Origin of the sequence: Micrococcus sp. R8502A1 (genome assembly GCF_006704135.1) — a bacterium.
Classification (GTDB): domain Bacteria; phylum Actinomycetota; class Actinomycetes; order Actinomycetales; family Micrococcaceae; genus Micrococcus; species Micrococcus luteus.
The window spans coordinates 1-17,716 of record NZ_VIGS01000046.1 but is presented as its reverse complement, the minus strand read 5'-3'; the positions used below and the strand labels follow the sequence as shown (position 1 = coordinate 17,716).

Annotated in this window: 15 protein-coding genes; 9 read left to right on the top strand and 6 right to left on the bottom strand. The window is 74.4% G+C overall.

Annotated elements, in window-relative coordinates:
* Positions 1-868: phosphatase PAP2 family protein (locus tag FLM69_RS08850; RefSeq protein WP_255502787.1), on the top strand; the 868-nt coding region annotated here is incomplete at its 5' end.
* Positions 869-994: 126 nt separating this feature from the next.
* Here the strand turns inward: FLM69_RS08850 and FLM69_RS08845 are convergent.
* From FLM69_RS08845 to FLM69_RS08835, 3 genes are read right to left on the bottom strand one after another with little or no spacing between them, the layout of a single operon-like run.
* On the bottom strand, positions 995-2,482 hold the full coding sequence (locus FLM69_RS08845; protein WP_134415777.1) for a dihydrolipoamide acetyltransferase family protein: 1,488 nt from the start codon (positions 2,480-2,482) through the stop codon (positions 995-997).
* On the bottom strand, positions 2,479-3,558 hold the full coding sequence (locus FLM69_RS08840; protein ID WP_134415779.1) for an alpha-ketoacid dehydrogenase subunit beta: 1,080 nt from the start codon (positions 3,556-3,558) through the stop codon (positions 2,479-2,481). Before FLM69_RS08840 ends, FLM69_RS08845 begins: the two co-directional genes overlap by 4 nt.
* 2 nt (positions 3,559-3,560) lie before the next feature.
* Positions 3,561-4,763: a thiamine pyrophosphate-dependent enzyme gene (locus FLM69_RS08835; protein WP_041104050.1), complete on the bottom strand. Its 1,203-nt coding sequence runs from the start codon at positions 4,761-4,763 to the stop codon at positions 3,561-3,563.
* Between the two features lie 189 nt (positions 4,764-4,952).
* Between FLM69_RS08835 and FLM69_RS08830 the strand changes: the two genes are divergently transcribed.
* Complete coding sequence (locus FLM69_RS08830; protein WP_060974097.1) at positions 4,953-5,426, top strand: Lrp/AsnC family transcriptional regulator; 474 nt, start codon at positions 4,953-4,955, stop codon at positions 5,424-5,426.
* Positions 5,427-5,447: 21 nt separating this feature from the next.
* Here FLM69_RS08830 and FLM69_RS08825 read toward each other — a convergent pair whose 3' ends face one another.
* Positions 5,448-6,746: an MFS transporter gene (locus FLM69_RS08825; protein WP_141843938.1), complete on the bottom strand. Its 1,299-nt coding sequence runs from the start codon at positions 6,744-6,746 to the stop codon at positions 5,448-5,450.
* Positions 6,747-6,811: 65 nt separating this feature from the next.
* Between FLM69_RS08825 and FLM69_RS08820 the strand changes: the two genes are divergently transcribed.
* The 6 genes from FLM69_RS08820 to FLM69_RS08795 all read left to right on the top strand — a co-directional run bounded on the left by FLM69_RS08820 (position 6,812) and on the right by FLM69_RS08795 (position 15,650).
* On the top strand, positions 6,812-8,302 hold the full coding sequence (locus FLM69_RS08820) for an NCS2 family permease (protein ID WP_141843936.1): 1,491 nt from the start codon (positions 6,812-6,814) through the stop codon (positions 8,300-8,302).
* Positions 8,303-8,404: 102 nt separating this feature from the next.
* On the top strand, positions 8,405-10,651 hold the full coding sequence (locus FLM69_RS08815) for a S9 family peptidase (RefSeq protein ID WP_141843934.1): 2,247 nt from the start codon (positions 8,405-8,407) through the stop codon (positions 10,649-10,651).
* Between the two features lie 170 nt (positions 10,652-10,821).
* Positions 10,822-11,805: a 1,4-dihydroxy-2-naphthoyl-CoA synthase gene (locus tag FLM69_RS08810; protein WP_044658900.1), complete on the top strand. Its 984-nt coding sequence runs from the start codon at positions 10,822-10,824 to the stop codon at positions 11,803-11,805.
* A 31-nt stretch (positions 11,806-11,836) separates the two neighbouring features.
* Complete coding sequence (locus FLM69_RS08805; protein WP_141843932.1) at positions 11,837-13,402, top strand: aspartate:alanine exchanger family transporter; 1,566 nt, start codon at positions 11,837-11,839, stop codon at positions 13,400-13,402.
* A gap of 66 nt (positions 13,403-13,468) precedes the next feature.
* On the top strand, positions 13,469-14,650 hold the full coding sequence (locus tag FLM69_RS08800) for an AMP-binding protein (RefSeq protein ID WP_141843930.1): 1,182 nt from the start codon (positions 13,469-13,471) through the stop codon (positions 14,648-14,650).
* Positions 14,651-14,777: 127 nt separating this feature from the next.
* On the top strand, positions 14,778-15,650 hold the full coding sequence (locus tag FLM69_RS08795; RefSeq protein ID WP_141843928.1) for a 1,4-dihydroxy-2-naphthoate polyprenyltransferase: 873 nt from the start codon (positions 14,778-14,780) through the stop codon (positions 15,648-15,650).
* A 54-nt stretch (positions 15,651-15,704) separates the two neighbouring features.
* Here the strand turns inward: FLM69_RS08795 and FLM69_RS08790 are convergent, their stop codons facing one another.
* Positions 15,705-15,980: a DUF4229 domain-containing protein gene (locus FLM69_RS08790; RefSeq protein ID WP_010080315.1), complete on the bottom strand. Its 276-nt coding sequence runs from the start codon at positions 15,978-15,980 to the stop codon at positions 15,705-15,707.
* 66 nt (positions 15,981-16,046) lie between these two features.
* On the opposite strand from FLM69_RS08790, the gene FLM69_RS08785 reads away from it, so the two are divergent.
* Complete coding sequence (locus tag FLM69_RS08785) at positions 16,047-16,451, top strand: PLDc N-terminal domain-containing protein (RefSeq protein WP_078025959.1); 405 nt, start codon at positions 16,047-16,049, stop codon at positions 16,449-16,451.
* Between the two features lie 15 nt (positions 16,452-16,466).
* Here FLM69_RS08785 and ccsB read toward each other — a convergent pair whose 3' ends face one another.
* Positions 16,467-17,567 (bottom strand): c-type cytochrome biogenesis protein CcsB, encoded by a 1,101-nt coding sequence (gene ccsB / locus FLM69_RS08780; RefSeq protein ID WP_141843926.1) that lies wholly within the window; start codon positions 17,565-17,567, stop codon positions 16,467-16,469.
* Positions 17,568-17,716 lie beyond the last annotated feature (149 nt).

Sequence of the window (17,716 nt, the reverse complement as noted above, 5' to 3'; positions counted from 1 at the left end):
AAGGGGCAGCACGAGGGGGGCGGGCTGCCCCCGCCGCCTCCCCTCGTGGACGTGGTGGCTGGCGCTGGCCGCGTGCGTGGCCGGCGTCGTGCTGGTCTACGCCGCCCTGGTGTGGTCCTCCGCCGGCCAGGTGCTCGAGTACCAGGTGTTCCGCGCCGTCGAGGAGCGCTACGCGGACACCGTGCCGGACGTGACCTCCCAGGTGGTGCGGATCCTGCCGCTCGCGTTGGCGGTCGGCATGGCGCTGGCCTCGCTCGGCGCGCTCGCCGTGGCCCGGTGGCGGCGGCGGGGGCTGCTCGCCCTCCTCGTGCTGGCCGGGTCCAACCTCACCACGCAGCTGCTCAAGGCGGCGCTTCCGCGGCCCGAGCACGCCGACGGGGTCCCGTGGTCCGGCGGCAACTCACTGCCCTCGGGCCACATGACGCTCGCGACGGGCGCCGCGGTGGCCGCGCTGCTGCTCGTGCCCGCCCGGTGGCGACCTCTCACCACCGTCCTCGGCGCCGTGGTGAGCTCCTGCACCGGCGCCGTCGCCTACACGGAGGCCTGGCACCGGCCGTCGGACATGGCCGCCGCGGCGCTCGTGTCCGCCGCCTGGGGCCTGCTCGCCGTGCCGTTCGCCCGGTACGACGGCGCACCGCGGCCCGTACCGCGCGGCGCCCGCGGCGTGGAGGCCACGCTCTGGTCCCTGGGCGTCGCGGGCCTGGCGGCCGGGCTGACGCTGCTGGCCCTCACCCTCGACACCCCCGCGACCAGCGGCGCCGGCCCCCACCCGGCGGCCGAGCCGGCCGGGATCCTGCTCAGCGCCTCCCCCGCGGTCCTGCTGTGGGGCGCGCTCGGCACGGCCTTTCGCCGCGGCCGCGCGGACTGACCCCTCCCCGCACGCTCACCGCACCCCCACCACGCGACGAGCCCTGCGATGTGGCGGCCATCCGCGAGGTATGGCCGCCACATCGCAGGGCTCGTCCGGGGTCGGGGCGGGCGGGGATCGTCCGGATCAGATCCGGGCGAGGGCCGCCGTCGGGTCGTGGAGGCAGTCCGCCACGAACGTGAGGAACGCGCTCGCGGTGGCGCCGTCGGTGACGCGGTGGTCGAAGGTCACGGTCATCTCGGTGACCTTGCGGACCACGATCTCCCCGTCCACGACCCACGGGCGGTCGATGATCCGGCCGATGCCGAGCATCCCGGCCTCGGGCACGTTGATGATCGGCGTGGCGCCGTCCGTGCCCAGCGGGCCGTAGTTGTTCAGCGTGAACGTGCCGCGGGTGAGCTCGGCCGGGGCGGCCCTGCCCGCGCGGGCGCGGCTGACGGTGTCGTTGATCGCGGCGGTGAGCTCGTCCGCGGACAGCTTCTCCGCGTGCTCGACGGACGGCACCATGAGGCCGCGGTCGGTCTGCACGGCCAGGCCGAGGTGGACGCCGTCGACCTCCACGATCTCGTCCTGGCCGTCCGCCCCGGCCTCGATGCGCGCGTTCATCACCGGGTACCGGCGCAGGCCGGCCAGGGTGAAGCGGGCAATCAGGCCGAGCAGCGAGGGCGCGTTCTCCGGGTCCTTCGCCTTGAGCGCGGCCCGCAGCTCGAGCAGGGCGGTGACGTCGACGTCCAGCCACGCCGTGACCTCCGGGACCTCGCGGCGCGAGCGGGAGAGCTGGTCCGCGATCACCTTGCGCACCCCCGAGATCGGGGTGCGGGCGACGACGGCCAGGCCGGTCCGCCCGTCCACGGCGCCCGGCTGCGCGGTGGCCGCGGCCGCCGGGGCGGCGGCCGACGGGGCCGGGGTCGGGGCGGTCTGCGGCGCGGAGCCCTCGGCCGCGGCGAGCACGTCGGCGCGGGTGATCAGGCCGTCCGGGCCCGTGCCGGTCAGCGCGGCCACGTCCACGCCCTTCTCGCGGGCGAGCTTGCGGACGATCGGGGAGGTCACGCGCGGGGCGCCGGCCCCGGCCGTGGGGGCCGGTGTCGGGCGGGCGGCGCCGCGGCCGCGCTTGGACGGACGGCTGCGGGAGGTGGCCCTGTGGCCGGAGGTGCCGTAGCCGATGAGCACGGCGCCGGAGGCCTCGTCGTCGGAGCCGGCGACGTCGCCGTCGCCGCCGCGGGCCTTGTCCGGCTTCGGCTGGACGCCGGCCATCTCCTCCTCGCGGTAGCTCAGCGCGCCCGGGCGGGCGGCCTCGGCCGCCGCCGCACCGGTCGACGGCGGGACGGCGAGGGTCTCGGTGCCGGCGACGGGCGCGGAGCCCTCACCGGACTCGCCGGCCGCGCCGATGGTGATCAGCGGGCTGCCGACGTCCATGGTCTCGCCCTCGGCGCCGTGCAGGGTCAGCACGGTGCCGGCGTACGGGCTCGGCACCTCGACGAGGGCCTTGGCGGTCTCGACCTCGACCATGGGCTGGTCGACGGCCACGGTGTCGCCCTCGGCGACGAGCCAGCGGACGATGTCGGCCTCGGTCAGGCCCTCGCCCAGGTCGGGCAGCAGGAAGGTGTTGCTCATGCGCGGGCCTCCTCGGCGTCCAGGTCCCAGTTCAGGTCGTCGATCGCGTCCAGGTCCCAGTTCAGGTCGTCGATCGCGTCCAGGATGCGGTCGATGTTCGGCAGGTGGTGCTCCTCGAGCTTCGGCGCGGGGAACGGGATGTCGAAGCCGGTCACGCGGCCCACGGGCGCCGCCAGCGAGTGGAAGCAGCGCTGCTGGATCCGGGCCACCAGCTCGGAGGCCACGGACGCGAAGCCCTGCGGCTCGGCGACGACGACGGCGCGGCCGGTCTTGGTGACCGAGGCGGTCATCGTGTCCTCGTCCAGCGGGTTCACGGTGCGCAGGTCCACGACCTCCACCGAGAGCCCCTCCTCCGCGGCCGCCTGGGCGGCGGCGAGGCAGGTGGGGACGGAGGGGCCGTAGGAGACGAGGGTGACGTCCGTGCCCTCGCGGACGACGGCGGCGCGGGCCCAGGCCTCGCCGTGCTCCTTCTTGTCCTCGACGCGGGCCCAGCCCTCCTCGAACTCGGCGCGCAGCTGGTCGAGGTCGAGCTCGGCCTTGGTCCAGTACATCTTCTTGGGCTCCATGAAGACCACCGGATCGTCCAGGCGGATGGCCGAGCGCAGCATCATGTACGCGTCCTTCACCGAGGCCGGGGTGTACACCTTCAAGCCCGGGGTGTGCGCGTAGTAGGACTCGGAGGAGTCGCAGTGGTGCTCCACGCCGCCGATGCCGCCGCCGTAGGGGATGCGGATGGTGATCGGCATGGGCGTGGCGCCCTTGGTGCGGTTGCGCATCTTGGCCACGTGCGAGGCGATCTGCTCGAAGGCCGGGTACGCGAACGCGTCGAACTGCATCTCGATCACGGGGCGGGCGCCGCCGAGGGCCATGCCCACGGCCATGCCCGCGATGCCGGACTCGGCCAGCGGGGTGTCGAAGCAGCGCTCCTCGCCGAAGCGCGCGGTCAGCCCGTCCGTGATGCGGAAGACGCCGCCGAGGGTGCCGACGTCCTCGCCGAACACCACCACCATGTCGTCGGCGGCCATCTCGTCGGCCAGCGCCGCGTTGAGCGCGGCGGCGAAGGTCAGGGTCGCCATGCTCAGGCCTCCTGGTTCTCGGAACGGGACAGCTCCTCGGCCAGCTGCGCGCGCTGGGCGGCGAGCTGCGGGGTCTGCACGGAGTAGACGTGGTCGAACAGCTCGAGCGGATCGAGCTCCGTCTCGGCGTTCATGGCGTCACGCAGCTGCTGCGCGACGTCCTCCGCGTCGCGGGCGATCTGGGCCGAGACCTCCTCGGTGAGGGCGCCGGTGGACTCGAGGTAGGCGGTCATGCGGCGCAGCGGGTCGCGCGCCTCCCACTCCTTCACCTCGGCGTCGTCGCGGTAGCGCGAGGGGTCGTCCGTGTTGGTGTGCGCCTGCATGCGGTAGGTGTCCGCCTCCACGAGGAAGGGGCCCTGGCCCTGCCGGCACAGCTCCACGGCGCGGCCCAGCACGGCCAGCAGGGCGCCGAGGTCGTTGCCGTCCACGCGCTCGCCGGCCAGGCCGTAGCCCACGGCCTTGTGGGCCAGGGACGGGGCGGCCGACTGCTTGGCGAACGGCACGGAGATGGCGAACTTGTTGTTCTGCACGAAGAAGATCACCGGCAGCTTGAACACGGCCGCGAAGTTCAGCGCCTCGTGGAAGTCGCCCTCGGAGGTGCCGCCGTCGCCGACCATGGCCAGGCACACGACCTCCTCGCCGCGCAGGCGGGCGGCCTTGGCCATCCCGACGGCGTGCAGCATCTGGGTGGTCAGGGGCGTGGACTGGATGGAGACGTGGTGCTTCTGGGGGTCGTAGCCCTGATGCCAGGTGCCCTGGTAGGCCACCATCACCTCGAGCGGCGGGACGCCGCGGGCGATCACGGCCACGGTGTCGCGGTAGGTCGGGAACAGCCAGTCGTCCTCGCCCAGGCAGACGGCGGCGGCGACCTCGGAGGCCTCCTGGCCATGCGAGGACGGATAGACGGCCATGCGACCCTGGCGCACCAGGGCGTAGGCCTGGTCGTTGACGCGGCGGCCGATGACGAGGTGGCGGTAGGCGGCCAGCAGCTCCTCGTCGGAGGGCAGGGGATACTCGTGGCCGGGCTCGGTGCCCTGCTCCTCCGGGGCCAGCAGAGTGCCGTCCTCGCCGATCAGCTGGATGCGGCGGGCGGCGGGGAGCAGGTACTCCTCGAGGGAGATGCCGAAGGCGGCGCCGGCGTTCGGGCGGGTCTCGGCCTCGTCGGTCCGGACGGCCCCGGGCACGGCGGGGGTGGGGTCACTCATGGCGGGTCCTCTCGATCTGTGGCCTTCAGTGTGCCCAAGAGGATCAATGTGTCGCGCGCTCGCCCGTGATCACGAGACAATCGGGTGCAAACCAGGCACTCCATCGGACGAACTGCTATTGTGACTCGTGCCACGTAGACGGTCCGCCGCCGCGTGGCCGACCCCGTCCGCCCCGCCCCAGGAGGAGCCATGGCCGCCGAGCCGCTGGACCGCGTGGACCGCGCGATCGTCCGCGAACTGACGCAGGACGGGCGGATGTCCGTCGCGGCCCTGGCCGAGCGCGTGCACATCTCCCGCGCGCACTGCTACTCGCGTCTGAACCGCCTGCAGGACGCGGGCGTGATCACAGGCTTCACCGTGCGGGTCGACCCCGTCAAGGTCGGCTTCGGGGCCTCCGCCCACGTGACCATGAAGCTGCGTCAGCACGACTGGCGAGAGCTGCGCGCCACGCTTCTGGCCATCCCCGAGGTCTCCCACGTCTCCCTCGTGGGCGGGAACATGGACGTGATCCTGCTGGTCCGCGCGCGGGACCCCGCCGACCTGCGCCGTGTGATCTTCGACGAACTGCAGACCCTGCCGAGCGTCGTCGACACGCAGACGTACATGGTCTTCGACGACCAGGCCTCCGGGCAGACCATCCCCCCGGACGAGACCGCCGACTGAGCCGACGGTCCGGCGCCCCGGTCAGCGGGGGCGCACGACGACGGGCGGCGGGTCCGCCACAGCCCCCGGCCCGCGCGGCAGCACCGCGGCGAACACGACCGCTCCGACACCGCAGACGACCGCGAGGGAGCCGACGCCGACGGCCAGCCCGGCCGCGGCGGTCGCCCCGGAGAGCAGCAGCGGCCCGGCGAGCATCCCCGCGTCGGACATCGAGCGCCACAGACCGAGGAACGGGGCGCGCGCGTTCGGCGGCGAGTGGTCTGCCCCGAGGGTCATCACGATCCCCGCGCCGAAGCCGTTGCCGATGCCCAGCAGCACCGCCGCCGCCGCGAACGCCGTCGGCTCCAGGGTGAGGCTGATCGCCAGGAACCCCGCCCCCAGCAGGGTCAGGCACGGCACCGCCACGGCGCGCCGGCCGAAGCGGTCCATGAGCCGACCCGAGGGGTAGAAGAGCAGCAGGTCCGCCGCGCCGGCCAGGCCGAAGACGAGCGACGCCGTCGCCGCGTCCAGGCCCAGGTGCGTGGCCCACAGCGGGATGACGGCGTTGCGAGCCGCGCGGGCGGCGGAGACGGCCACGACACCGAAGCCGGCCATGAGCAGCGCCCCCCGCCGGGCGCGCGCCACGTCCAGCAGGCGGGGTCGGCCGGCCGGGGCGGAGTCCTCCCCCGCCGCCGGACCGGACGCCGGCACCGGCAGATCCCGGATCCGCAGGCACAGCAGGGCGCCGACGGCCATGGCCGCGGCGGCCGCGGCGAACGCGCCGTCCAGCCCGAGCGGGGCCTGCGCGGCGGCGCCCAGGAACGGGCCCAGGAAGGTCCCCATCCGCACGGTCCCGCCGAGCGTGGACATCGCGCGGGCCCGGTGCGTGGCCGGCACCGCCACCGCCAGGTACGCCTGGCGGGCCAGGTTGAACCCGGCCCCGGCCATGCCCACGGCGAGCACCGCGGCCAGGAACAGCGCCAACCGCCCCGGCTCGGCCACCCCCGCCGCCGACGGCCCGGAGGACACCCCGGCCGTCGTCGCCCAGGCCAGACCCGCACCGACCGTGCCGAGCCCGGCGGAGACGACCATGGTGACCCGCTCCCCCGCCCGGGCCGCGAGCGCCGAGGCCGGCCCGTTGGCCACGAGCGAGCCGAGCCCCACCAGCAGCACGACGGCGGCCGCCCGCGCCGCGTCCAGGCCGAGGGCCAGCGCCGCCACCGCGAGCGCGGGCGTCATGGCGCCCAGGCCGACGGCGTAGACGGTGGAGGGGGCGTAGATCTGCACGGCGTCGCGCAGCGCCTCCCGGGTGCGGGCGGCGGAGGCGGAGCGGGGACGCATGCCCGCGAGCGTAGCGGGACGGCACGCGCGCGATCGTCGTGGGACCGGGTCACTACGCTGGTGCCATGGCCTCCCGCACCGCCTCTCCACCACCCTCGCCCGCCCCGTCGCCCGCCGCTCCCCGCGGCGCCCTGGACCGGTACTTCCGCATCACCGAGCGCGGCTCGTCGGTGGGCCAGGAGTTCCGCGGCGGCCTCGCCACGTTCCTGGCGATGAGCTACATCGTGGTGCTGAACCCGCTGATCCTGTCCGGGTCCGACTCGGCCGGGAACACCCTGGGCATCCCCGCCGTGGCCGCTGTGACCGCGCTCGTGGCGGGCGTCATGACCATCGTCATGGGCGTGTGGGCGCGGCACCCGTTCGCGGTGGCCGCGGGCCTGGGCGTCTCCGCGTTCGTCTCCATCACCATCGCCACGACGCCGGGACTCACCTGGCCCCAGCTGATGGGCCTCGTCACCCTCGCCGGTCTCGTGATGCTGGTGCTCGTGGTGACCGGCTTCCGCCGTGCCGTGTTCGACGCGGTCCCGGAGGCGCTGAAGTCCGGCATCGTGGTGGGCATCGGCCTGTTCATCGCACTGATCGGCCTCGTCAACGCCGGGTTCGTGCGGCGGCTGCCGGACGCCGCCGACACCACGGTCCCCGTGGGCCTGGGCACGGGCGGCGAGCTCGAGGGCTGGCCCGTGCTGGTCTTCGTCGTCGGGCTGCTGCTGACCGCGGTCCTCGTGATCCGCAAGGTGCGCGGCGCCATCCTGATCGGCATCGTCGTGGCGACGATCCTCGCCAACGTGCTGGAGGCCGTGTTCCACATCGGCCCCTCCGTGGACGCCGACGGGAACGCCGTGCCCACCGGCTGGTCCCTGATCGCCCCCTCCCTGCCCGAGTGGACCGCCCCGGACCTGCACCTGCTCGGCAACGTGGACCTGTTCGGCGCCTTCACCTCCGTGGGCGGGCTGATGGCCTCCCTGCTCGTGTTCGCGATCCTGCTCTCCGTGTTCTTCGACGCGATGGGCGTCTCCGTGGGCCTGGCCCGCGAGGCCGACACCGTGAACCCGGACGGCTCCATCCCCGACCTGAACCGGGTGCTCGCCGCGGACGCACTCGCGGTCACCGTGGGCGGCGGCGCCTCCGGCTCGGCGCACCAGATCTTCGTGGAGTCCGGCACCGGCATCGGCGAGGGCGCCCGGACCGGCCTGGCCTCCGTGTTCACCGGCCTGTTCTTCCTCGCGGCCGTGTTCCTCTCCCCGCTCATCCACCTCGTGCCGTTCGAGGCCGTGGCCCCCGCGCTCGTGGTGGTCGGGTTCATGATGTGCCAGCACGTGGTGCAGATCGACTGGTCCGACCCGGGCGCGGCCTTCCCGGCGTTCCTCACGTTCATCCTCATGCCGTTCACCTACTCGATCGTCAACGGCATCGGCGCCGGCGTGGTGGCCTACGCGGTGATCCGCACCGGCCAGGGCCGCGGCCGCGAGGTGCACCCGCTGCTGTGGTTCGTGGCGCTTGCGTTCGTCGCGTACTTCGGGCTCGGCGTGGTCCGGGCGGCCCTCGGCCTGAACTGACCCGCCACCCCCGACGGCGGCGCACCGGACCGGTGCGCCGCCGTCGTCGTGTGCGGCGCGGGGTGTCGGCCCCGCCCCGCGCGGCGTGATGGGATGGGCCGCATGCCCCAGACCACTTCGCACGCCCCCGTCCCGCCGTCCGTCTCCGCCGAGCCCGTGGCCCGCCGCCACCACGGCCACACGTTCCAGGACGACTTCGAGTGGCTGCGCGGCCGGGAGGAGCCCCGCGTGCTCGAGCACCTGGCCGCCGAGAACGCGTACACCGAGGCCGTGACCGCGGACCAGGCGCCGCTGCGTGAGGCGATCGTCGGCGAGATCAAGGCCCGCACGGTGGAGACGGACCGCTCCGTGCCCGCCCGCCGGGACGGGTGGTGGTACTTCGTGCGCACCCGCGAGGGCGCCGAGTACCCGATCCACTGCCGCGTGCCCGCACGCGACACCGGCGACCTCGAGGCCGACTGGACCCCGCCCGTCATCACCCCGGACGCCGCCCTGCCGGGCGAGCAGGTGATCCTGGACGGCAACGCCGAGGCCGAGGGCCACCCGTTCTTCGCGCTCGGCGGCATGCACATCAGCCCGGACGCCACCCGGGTGGCCTACGCCGTGGACCACACCGGCGACGAGCGCTTCACCCTGCGCGTGCGCGAGATCGCCACGGGCGAGGACCTGCCGGACGCGGTCGAGAACGTGGCCCACGGCGTCCGCTTCGACCGCTCGGGCACCCGCGTGTTCTACACCGTGTGGGACGACTCGTGGCGGCCGTACCAGGTCAGGGCCCACGTGCTCGGCACCGACCCGGCCGAGGACGTGCTCCTGCACGAGGAGGCCGACCCGGGCATGTGGACCGGCTTCGAGGGCGTGGCCGACCGCACCCAGCTGCTGATCGGCGTCGGCAACTCGGAGGTCTCCGAGACCCTCGTGGTCGACCTGCCGGAGGACCCCGCCGCGCCCCTGCCCGCCCCGCGCGTGCTGATCCCCCGCGCGTGGCGGATGCTCGCCGACGTCGAGCCCATCACCGACGCCGACGGCGTCCGCCGGCTGCTCGTGGTCCACGACCGCGCCCTGGACGACGACGGCGCCCCCGTCGCCGCGCCCAACGGGATGCTCTCGGTGGTCGCCGAGGCGGACGTCGCCGACCGCGGCGCCTGGCGCACCGTCGTGCCGCACCGCGAGGACGTGAAGGTCGACGGTGTCATGGTCACCCTGACCCACGCCGCCCTGGCCGTGCGCCGGGAGACGACCCCGCGCGTCGTCGTCGCCGAGCTGGAGGCGGTGCTGGCGGGTGAGGGCGCCGACTGGCGCGAGCCCGCGTTCGACGAGGAGCTCTACGCGTGCCACCTGTCCGCGACGGCGGCCGAGTCCCCGTTCCTGCGGCTGGCCTACACGTCCTGGATCACGCCCGCGCGCGTGCTGGACGTCTCGGCGGCGACAGGCGAGGTGCACCTGCGCCGCGAGACGGAGGTGCCCGGCTACGACCCGGCCGACTACGTGGCCGAGCGCGTGTGGGCGCCGGCCTCCGAGCCGTCGTCGGTGACCGGGGAGGACGTGCGGATCCCCGTCACCGTGATCCGGCACCGCGACGTGAAGCCGGACGGGACGGCCCCGTGCGTGGTGTACGGCTACGGCTCCTACGAGATGTCCATGGACCCCGTGCTGGGTGTGGCCCGGCTGTCCCTGCTGGACCGGGGCGTGGTGTTCGCGGTCGCGCACGTGCGCGGCGGCGGCGAACTGGGCCGGCGCTGGTACGAGGACGGCAAGAAGCTGGCCAAGCGGCACTCCTTCACGGACTTCGTGGACGCCACCCGGCACCTCGTGGACCTCGGCTGGGCGGACCCGGCGCGCGTGGCCTGCATGGGCGGCTCGGCCGGCGGCCTGCTCATGGGCGCGGTGCTGAACCTCGCGCCGGAGCTGTACCGGGCGTGCCTGGCGGTGGTGCCGTTCGTGGACGCGCTCACCACCATCCTCGACCCGGAGCTGCCGCTGTCCGCGCTCGAGTGGGAGGAGTGGGGCAACCCGATCGAGGACGCGGCCGTGTACGAGGCCATGCGCGCCTACACCCCGTACGAGAACGTGCGGGCGGTGGACTACCCGGCGATCGCGGCCGTGACGAGCCTGAACGACACCCGCGTGCTCTACGTGGAGCCGGCCAAGTGGGTGGCCCAGCTGCGGCGGACGGTGACGAGCGACCAGGCCACGCCCCTGGCCGAGGGCGGCGCCCCGATCCTGCTGCGCACCGAGATGGACGGCGGGCACGGCGGCGCGTCCGGCCGGTACCAGGGCTGGGAGGACACCGCGTGGGAGTACGCGTTCCTGCTGACGGCGCTGGGGGCGACGGCGCGGATCGACTGAGCCTGGGTGGGTCCTCCGTCAGCCCGCGAGCCAGTCGATTCGGCGGTGCACCGCGCGCGAACCAGAGAGTACTGCTGTCAGAACGGCCCTGTGACGACCGAATTGTCTGGCTCGCGGAGGAGGCGGGCGGCTCGCCCCCGCCTCGCCCGGCGGGCCTAGACTCGGGTCCCATGAGCACCCCGCAGCCCGACGCCGCCCGCCCCGACCGCGACCGCCTGCCCGAGCAGGTCTCCGACCTCTTCGACCCCACGCGCTGGCGTGTGGTCGAGGGCTTCGACTTCGAGGACCTGACCTACCACCGCCAGGTGGAGCGCGACGCCGACGGCCGCTGGGTGCGCGACCTGCCCACGGTGCGCATCGCCTTCGACCGCCCCGAGGTCCGCAACGCGTTCCGGCCCGGCACCGTGGACGAGCTCTACCGCGCTCTCGACCACGCCCGCATGACCCCGGACGTGGGCACGGTGCTGCTCACCGGCAACGGCCCCTCCCCCAAGGACGGCGGCCACGCGTTCTGCTCCGGCGGGGACCAGCGCATCCGCGGCCGCGACGGCTACCGCTACGCCGAGGGGGAGACGGCCGAGACCATCGACCCGGCCCGCGCCGGACGCCTCCACATCCTCGAGGTCCAGCGCCTGATGCGCACCTCCCCCAAGGCGATCATCGCCGTCGTGAACGGCTGGGCGGCCGGCGGCGGCCACTCGCTGCACGTGGTCGCGGACCTCACCCTCGCCTCCCGCGAGCACGGGAAGTTCAAGCAGACGGACGCCACCGTGGGCTCCTTCGACGCCGGCTACGGCTCGGCCCTGCTCGCCCGGCAGGTGGGCCAGAAGCGCGCCCGCGAGATCTTCTTCACCGCCCGCGAGTACTCGGCCGAGGAGATGGTGGCCATGGGCGCGGTGAACGAGGCCGTGGACCACGAGCGCCTCGAGGAGGTCGCCCTCGAGTACGCCGCGGACATCAACCGTCAGTCCCCGCAGGCCCTGCGCATGCTCAAGTTCGCGTTCAACCTTCCCGACGACGGCATGGCCGGCCAGCAGGTCTTCGCCGGCGAGGCCACGCGCATGGCCTACATGACGGACGAGGCCGTAGAGGGCCGGGACGCGTTCCTGCAGAAGCGCGACCCGGACTGGTCCGCCTTCCCGTACCACTTCTGACCGACCACCACGGCAGGACGGAGACCCGCCCATGCTCGCGCTGCTCAACGACCAGCCCATCCTCGTCCTCATGGCCACCGTCGCCCTGGGCGCCGCCGTCGGCACCATCCCCCTGGGCAAGATCCGCCTCGGCGCCTCGGGAGCACTGTTCGTGGGCCTGCTCGTCGGGGCGGTGCTGCCCGACGTCGGCGACCGGCTGGCCCTGTTCCAGAGCTTCGGCCTGGCCCTGTTCGCCTACCTGATCGGGCTCGGCGCCGGCAAGGTGTTCTTCCGGGACCTGCGCCGCAACCTGCCCCTGATGCTGGCCGCCGTCGTCGTGGTGATCCTCACCGCCTTCACGGTGCACCCGCTGGCCGCGCTGCTCAACCTGGACCTGCCGACGGCGATCGGCGTGTGGACGGGTTCGCTCACCGCGACGCCGGCGATGGCGCTGGCGAACCAGCTCACCGGCGGGCAGGCCCCGGCCGTGGGCTACGGGCTGTCCTACCTGGTGGGCGTGGTCGGCACCATCATCGCGATCACCCTGCTTGCCGCCCGCCCGTGGAGCAGTTCCCCGCGCGATCCGGCGCCGGTGACCGACGGCAAGCTGCGCTTCACCGCCGCGGTCGCCACCTCCGCCCTCGCCGTGCGGGAGATCCCCGGGATCTCCGAGGGGCTGGTGCGCGTCGTGGCGCTGCGCCACGGCGGCGTGGCCCGGATCGCCGGCTCGGCCGACCGGATCGAACCCGGGGACGAGGTCGTCCTGGACGGCACGGAGAAGAACATCGACGCGGCCGTGCAGGCCTTCGGCCGCCGCACCGACGCCGACCCGGCGCAGGTGATGAACCCGCTGCAGACCTCCATGGTCATCGTCACGGCCCGCGCCCTGGCCGATCGCCGCCTGGGCACGCTGTCCCTGCGCGAGCGCTTCGGCACCGACGTCGCCCGGCTGCGGCGCGACGACGTCGAGTCGCTGCCCACCCCCCAGACCGAGCTCAAGGTCGGCGATCGGGTGCTCATCGTGACCACCGCGCCGCGGATGGAGGCGGTGCGCGACTTCTTCGGCAACTCGACGCGCGGGCTCTCGGACCTGGACTGGATCTCCCTGGGCACGGGCATGGCGCTGGGCTACCTGCTGGGCATGGTGACGATCCCGCTTCCGGGCGGGGCCTCCTTCTCCCTCGGCCCGGCGGCCGGGTGCATCCTCGTCGGCCTCGCCCTCGGTGCGATCGGCCGAACGGGACCCACGGTGTGGGAGCCGTCCACGGAGATCGCGCTGACGCTGCGGCAGTTCGGCCTCATGCTCTTCCTGGGCGTGGTGGGCCTGGCCGCCGGCCCGGCGTTCATCGAGACGGTGTTCACCCGGGTCGGCGGGCTGGCCATCCTGATGTCCGCCGTGCTCACCGCGCTGACCGCGGCCCTGCTCATCGCCGCGGCACGGCTGCTGGGGCAGTCCGTGGATCGCACCTTCGGGGCGTTGGCGGGCATCACGGGCCAGCCGGCGATCCTGGACTACGCGCTCTCCCGGTCCACCGACGCCCGCGTGACCGAGGGGTACGCCCAGCTGTTCGCACTGATCATGGTGGTCAAGATCGCCACCGTGCCGTTCCTGCTCTGACCGGCCGGGCGGATCCGATCCGCGGGGCGGATCCGTCCGACCGCCGGGCCTCCTACACTCGGGGCCATGCCCGCCACCGCCGACGCCCTCGCTCGCGCCACGGACGCCCTCGCCGCGGCCTTCGACGGCGGCGCCCCCGTCGAGCTGACCGCCGACGGCGCCGCGCTCCCCCGGCCCGAGGCCCGCGACCCGCGCCGCTGCGGGGACCCGGACGCCGTCGCCGTGGTGCGCACCTCCGGGTCCACGGGCACGCCGAAGCAGATCGTCCTGACCGGCGCGGCCCTGCGCGCCTCGGCCGCGGCCACGGCCCGGCGGCTCGGCGGTGAGGGGGCGTGGCTGCTGGCCCTCGGCGTGCACTACGTGGCCGGGCTCGCCGTGCTCTCCCGCTCGATCGCGGCCGGGACCGCGCCCGTGGCCCTGCCACCGGGCCCGTTCACGCCCGCGGCGTTCGCCGCCGGGGCGGCCGCCCTGCCCGATGACGCCGGCCCCCGGCTCGTCTCGCTCGTCCCCACCCAGCTCGCCCGCCTCCTCGCGGCCGACGCCGACCCGGCCGGGCGGGCGGCCCTGCGCTCCTTCGACCGCGTGCTCGTGGGCGGCGCCCGGCTCGATCCCGCGCTGCGGGCCGCGGCCGAGGCGGCGGGGGTGCGTCTCACCGCCACCTACGGCATGGCCGAGACGTGCGGCGGCTGCGTCTACGACGGCGTGCCGCTGCCCGGCGTCGCCGTCGTGGTGGCCCCGGAGGACCCCGGCGCCCCGCCGCGCGTGCGCCTGGCCGGGCCCATGGTGGCGGCCGGCTACCTCGACGACCCCGCCCGCACCGCCGCACACTTCGTCACCGCCGCGGACGGCGCCCGCGCCTTCCTGACCGAGGACACGGGCGTGCTCTCCCCCACCGACGACGGCGGCGTGCGGCTGGCCGTGACCGGTCGCCTGGACGACGTGGTCATCACGGGCGGGGTGAAGGTGTCCGCGGCGGCGGTGACCGCGGTGCTCGAGGCGCACCCGGGCGTCGCGGCGGCCCACGTGGCCGGCGTGCCGGATTCCGAGTGGGGCGCCCGGCTGTGCGCCGCCGTCGTGCCCGCCCACCCGACCGCGGCCCCCGACGAGGCCGTCCTGCGCGCCCACGTGCGCGAGGCGCTGGGTGCGGCCGCGGTGCCCAAGACGTGGCTCCTCCTCGACGCCCTGCCGCTGCTCTCCACCGGCAAGACCGACCGGCAGGCCCTGGCCGCCCGGTTCACCGCCGGCTGAGCGCCGCCCCGCCCGCGTGGGAGAATGACCCGGGCCCGACCGACGTCGGGCCCCGGCCGCGCGCCGCCGTCGACCCGGCCCGCCGCGCGCCGCTGCCCACCCCGCTCCCCAGGAGGAACCCCCGCCCATGGCCGCCACGCTCTCCCAGTGGGTCGCCGCCGCGCGCCTGCGCACGCTGCCCATGGCGATCGCCCCCGTGATCGTCGGTTCGGCCGCCGCCGCGGAGCTCGGCTCCTTTCACCTCGGCGCGGCGCTGCTGGCCCTCGTGGTGTCGCTCGCGCTGCAGATCGGCGTGAACTACGCCAACGACTACTCGGACGGGATCCGCGGCACCGACGACGAGCGCGTCGGCCCCTTCCGGCTCACCGTCTCCGGGCTCGTGCCCGCGGTCCAGGTGAAGCAGGCGGCCTTCGCGTTCTTCGGCCTCGCCGGGCTGGCCGGCCTGGGGCTCATCCTGCTCTCGGGGCACTGGTGGTTCCTGCTGGTCGGCGTCGCCTGCGTGCTGGCCGCGTGGTTCTACACCGGCGGGAAGCGGCCGTACGGATACCTCGGCCTCGGTGAGGTGTTCGTGTTCGTGTTCTTCGGGCTGGTGGCCGTCCTCGGCACCACGTACACCCAGGCCGACGCCGTCAGCGGCCTGGCCTGGGCCGGCGCGATCGGCTGCGGGCTGATCTCCACGGCCCTGCTCATGGTCAACAACATCCGGGACATCCCCACGGACCGCGAGGTCGGGAAGATGACGCTGGCCGCCCGCCTGGGCGACGGACCCGCGCGGGCGTCCTACGGCGTCATGCTGGCCGTCGCCCTGCTGCTGCCGCTGTTCTGGGTGGCGGTGCACCCGGGACTGCTGCTCGTGCCGATCGGCGGCCTGCTCGCGATCCGGCCGATCCGCACGGTGCTGCGCGCCGACGACCGCCGGGCGCTGATCCCGGTGCTGCGCGCGACCGGCGTGATCGGGATCGTCTACGCGATCACGTTCACCCTCGGCGCGCTGCTCTGAGCCGCACGGGATGACGGCGGCGGCGGCGGCATCCGCCCCGTCGCCCTGCGGGGCTCACTCGCGGAACCGGCCCTCGGTGTAGGCGTCCTCGGCGTCCGCGTCGGCGGTCTCGGTGCGGCCCCGGCGGCCCGGGCGGCCCTCCCACGCGGCGGACAGGTCCTCGGTGGCCCCCGTGCGCAGGCGGCCGAGGAAGAGGTAGCTGACCGCGAACGTCAGGATCGTGGCCGCGATCACCCCGAAGATCATCCCGAGGTCCATCACGTAGTAGAACAGCGCCCACAGGGCGACGAAGACGACCACGCGGACCAGACCGTAGAAGAAGATGCGCACCGGTCCATCCTACGAGGACGGACGCCCCGCCCGCCGACCCCCCCAGCCCGCGCCTAGACTGGCGGGATGGGCCGCTTCATCATCCCCGCCGCGATCATCCTCGCGGGTCTGACCCTCTACGCGCTGTTCGAGGCGCTGCTGACCCCCGCCCGCGAGGTGCGCAGCCTGCCGAAGGCGGCGTGGGTGGCGGTCATCGTGCTGGTGCCGCTCGTGGGGCCGCTGCTGTGGCTGCTGCTCGGGCGCGCTCGCCCGGCCGGCGCGGGCGGCCGCCCCGCGCCCCGACCCACCGGGGCCCCGGACGACGACGAGGCGTTCCTGCGCAGCCTGCGCGTGCAGCGCCGCCAGGTCGCCCGCGAGCAGGACCTGGACCGCCGCGAGGCCGAGCTGCGCGCCCGCGAGGAGGAGCTGCGCCGTCGTCGGGAGCAGGGCGACGACGACGCCGACCCGGACGGCGACGGCCCGCGCGCCTGAGGGGCCCCGCCGGACTCAGCCGGGCAGACCCGCGTACGAGTGCAGGCCCGGGAAGTACGTGTTGACGATCGTGTAGTTGAACACGATGCACGCGAAGCCGACGATGCTCAGCCACGCGGCGCGGGCACCGGTCCAGCCGCGGGTGGCGCGGGCGTGCAGGTACGCCGCGTAGACCACCCAGATCACGAAGGTCCAGACCTCCTTGGTGTCCCAGTTCCAGTAGCGGCCCCACGCGGCCTCGGCCCAGATGGCGCCGGCGATCAGCGTGAAGGTCCACATGACGAAGCCGACGGCGTTGAGGCGGTAGGACCAGTTCTCGAGCCCCTGCGCGGCCGGCACGAGGCGCAGGAACGCCCACGAGCGCTCGCCCGCCGCAGCGCGCTTCTCCGCGCGGTCCTGCAGCAGCTGCAGCACGGACATCGCGGCGGTCAGCGCGAACAGCGAGCTGGCAAGCACGGCGATGGATACGTGGATGACGAGCCACGGCGTCTGCAGCGGCGGCTGGAGGTGGCCCACCGGCGTCGGGAAGCCCATGGTGGCCGCGCACATCATCGCCACGACGATGCCGGTGACGAACGTGCCCACGAAGCGCAGATCCTTGCGCAAGAGGAACAGCAGGTAGACGGTCGTGATCACGAGCGCGCCCGTGGTCATGAACTCGTACAGGTTGCCCCACGGCACGCGGGAGGCGGCGAGGCCGCGGGCGACGACGGCGAACGCGTGCAGCGCCCAGCCGACGGCCAGCACGGCCACCGCCACGTTGGCGACCGGGCGGCGGCCGCCGCCCGTGTAGTCCATGTCCTCGTCCACGAGGGCGCCGTCCGCGTCGACGCCGCGCTCGGCGGCGCCGGTCGGACGGGCCGCGTCGGAGGCGCTCGCGCCGACCGCCGTGGACCCGCCGACGGCGACCCCCACGGTCTCGCGGGCCGGAGCGGTGCGCACCTGCCCGCGCTGGGCCGCGAGGTCGGCCTCGAGGCGGCGGATGGTGGCCGAGGCGGTGGCCATGTCGATGGTGAACAGGATGAACGCCGCCGCGTACACGAGCGCGGCGATGAGCATGAAGAGGTCGCTGTACAGCGCCAGCTGCTCGTTCACGGGGGCCGTGGGGTTGAACACTGTCAGTCTCCTGATCGGGCGTCGGCGGGGGCGGCGGGGGTTGCCGGGGGGTTCTTTTACACAACTGCCGCTGCCCGAGAGCGCCGAAAAGGTTGGAAACGGGGGGTCCAGCGGGAAGAAACAGATACAGATGCAGCTAATTATACGTG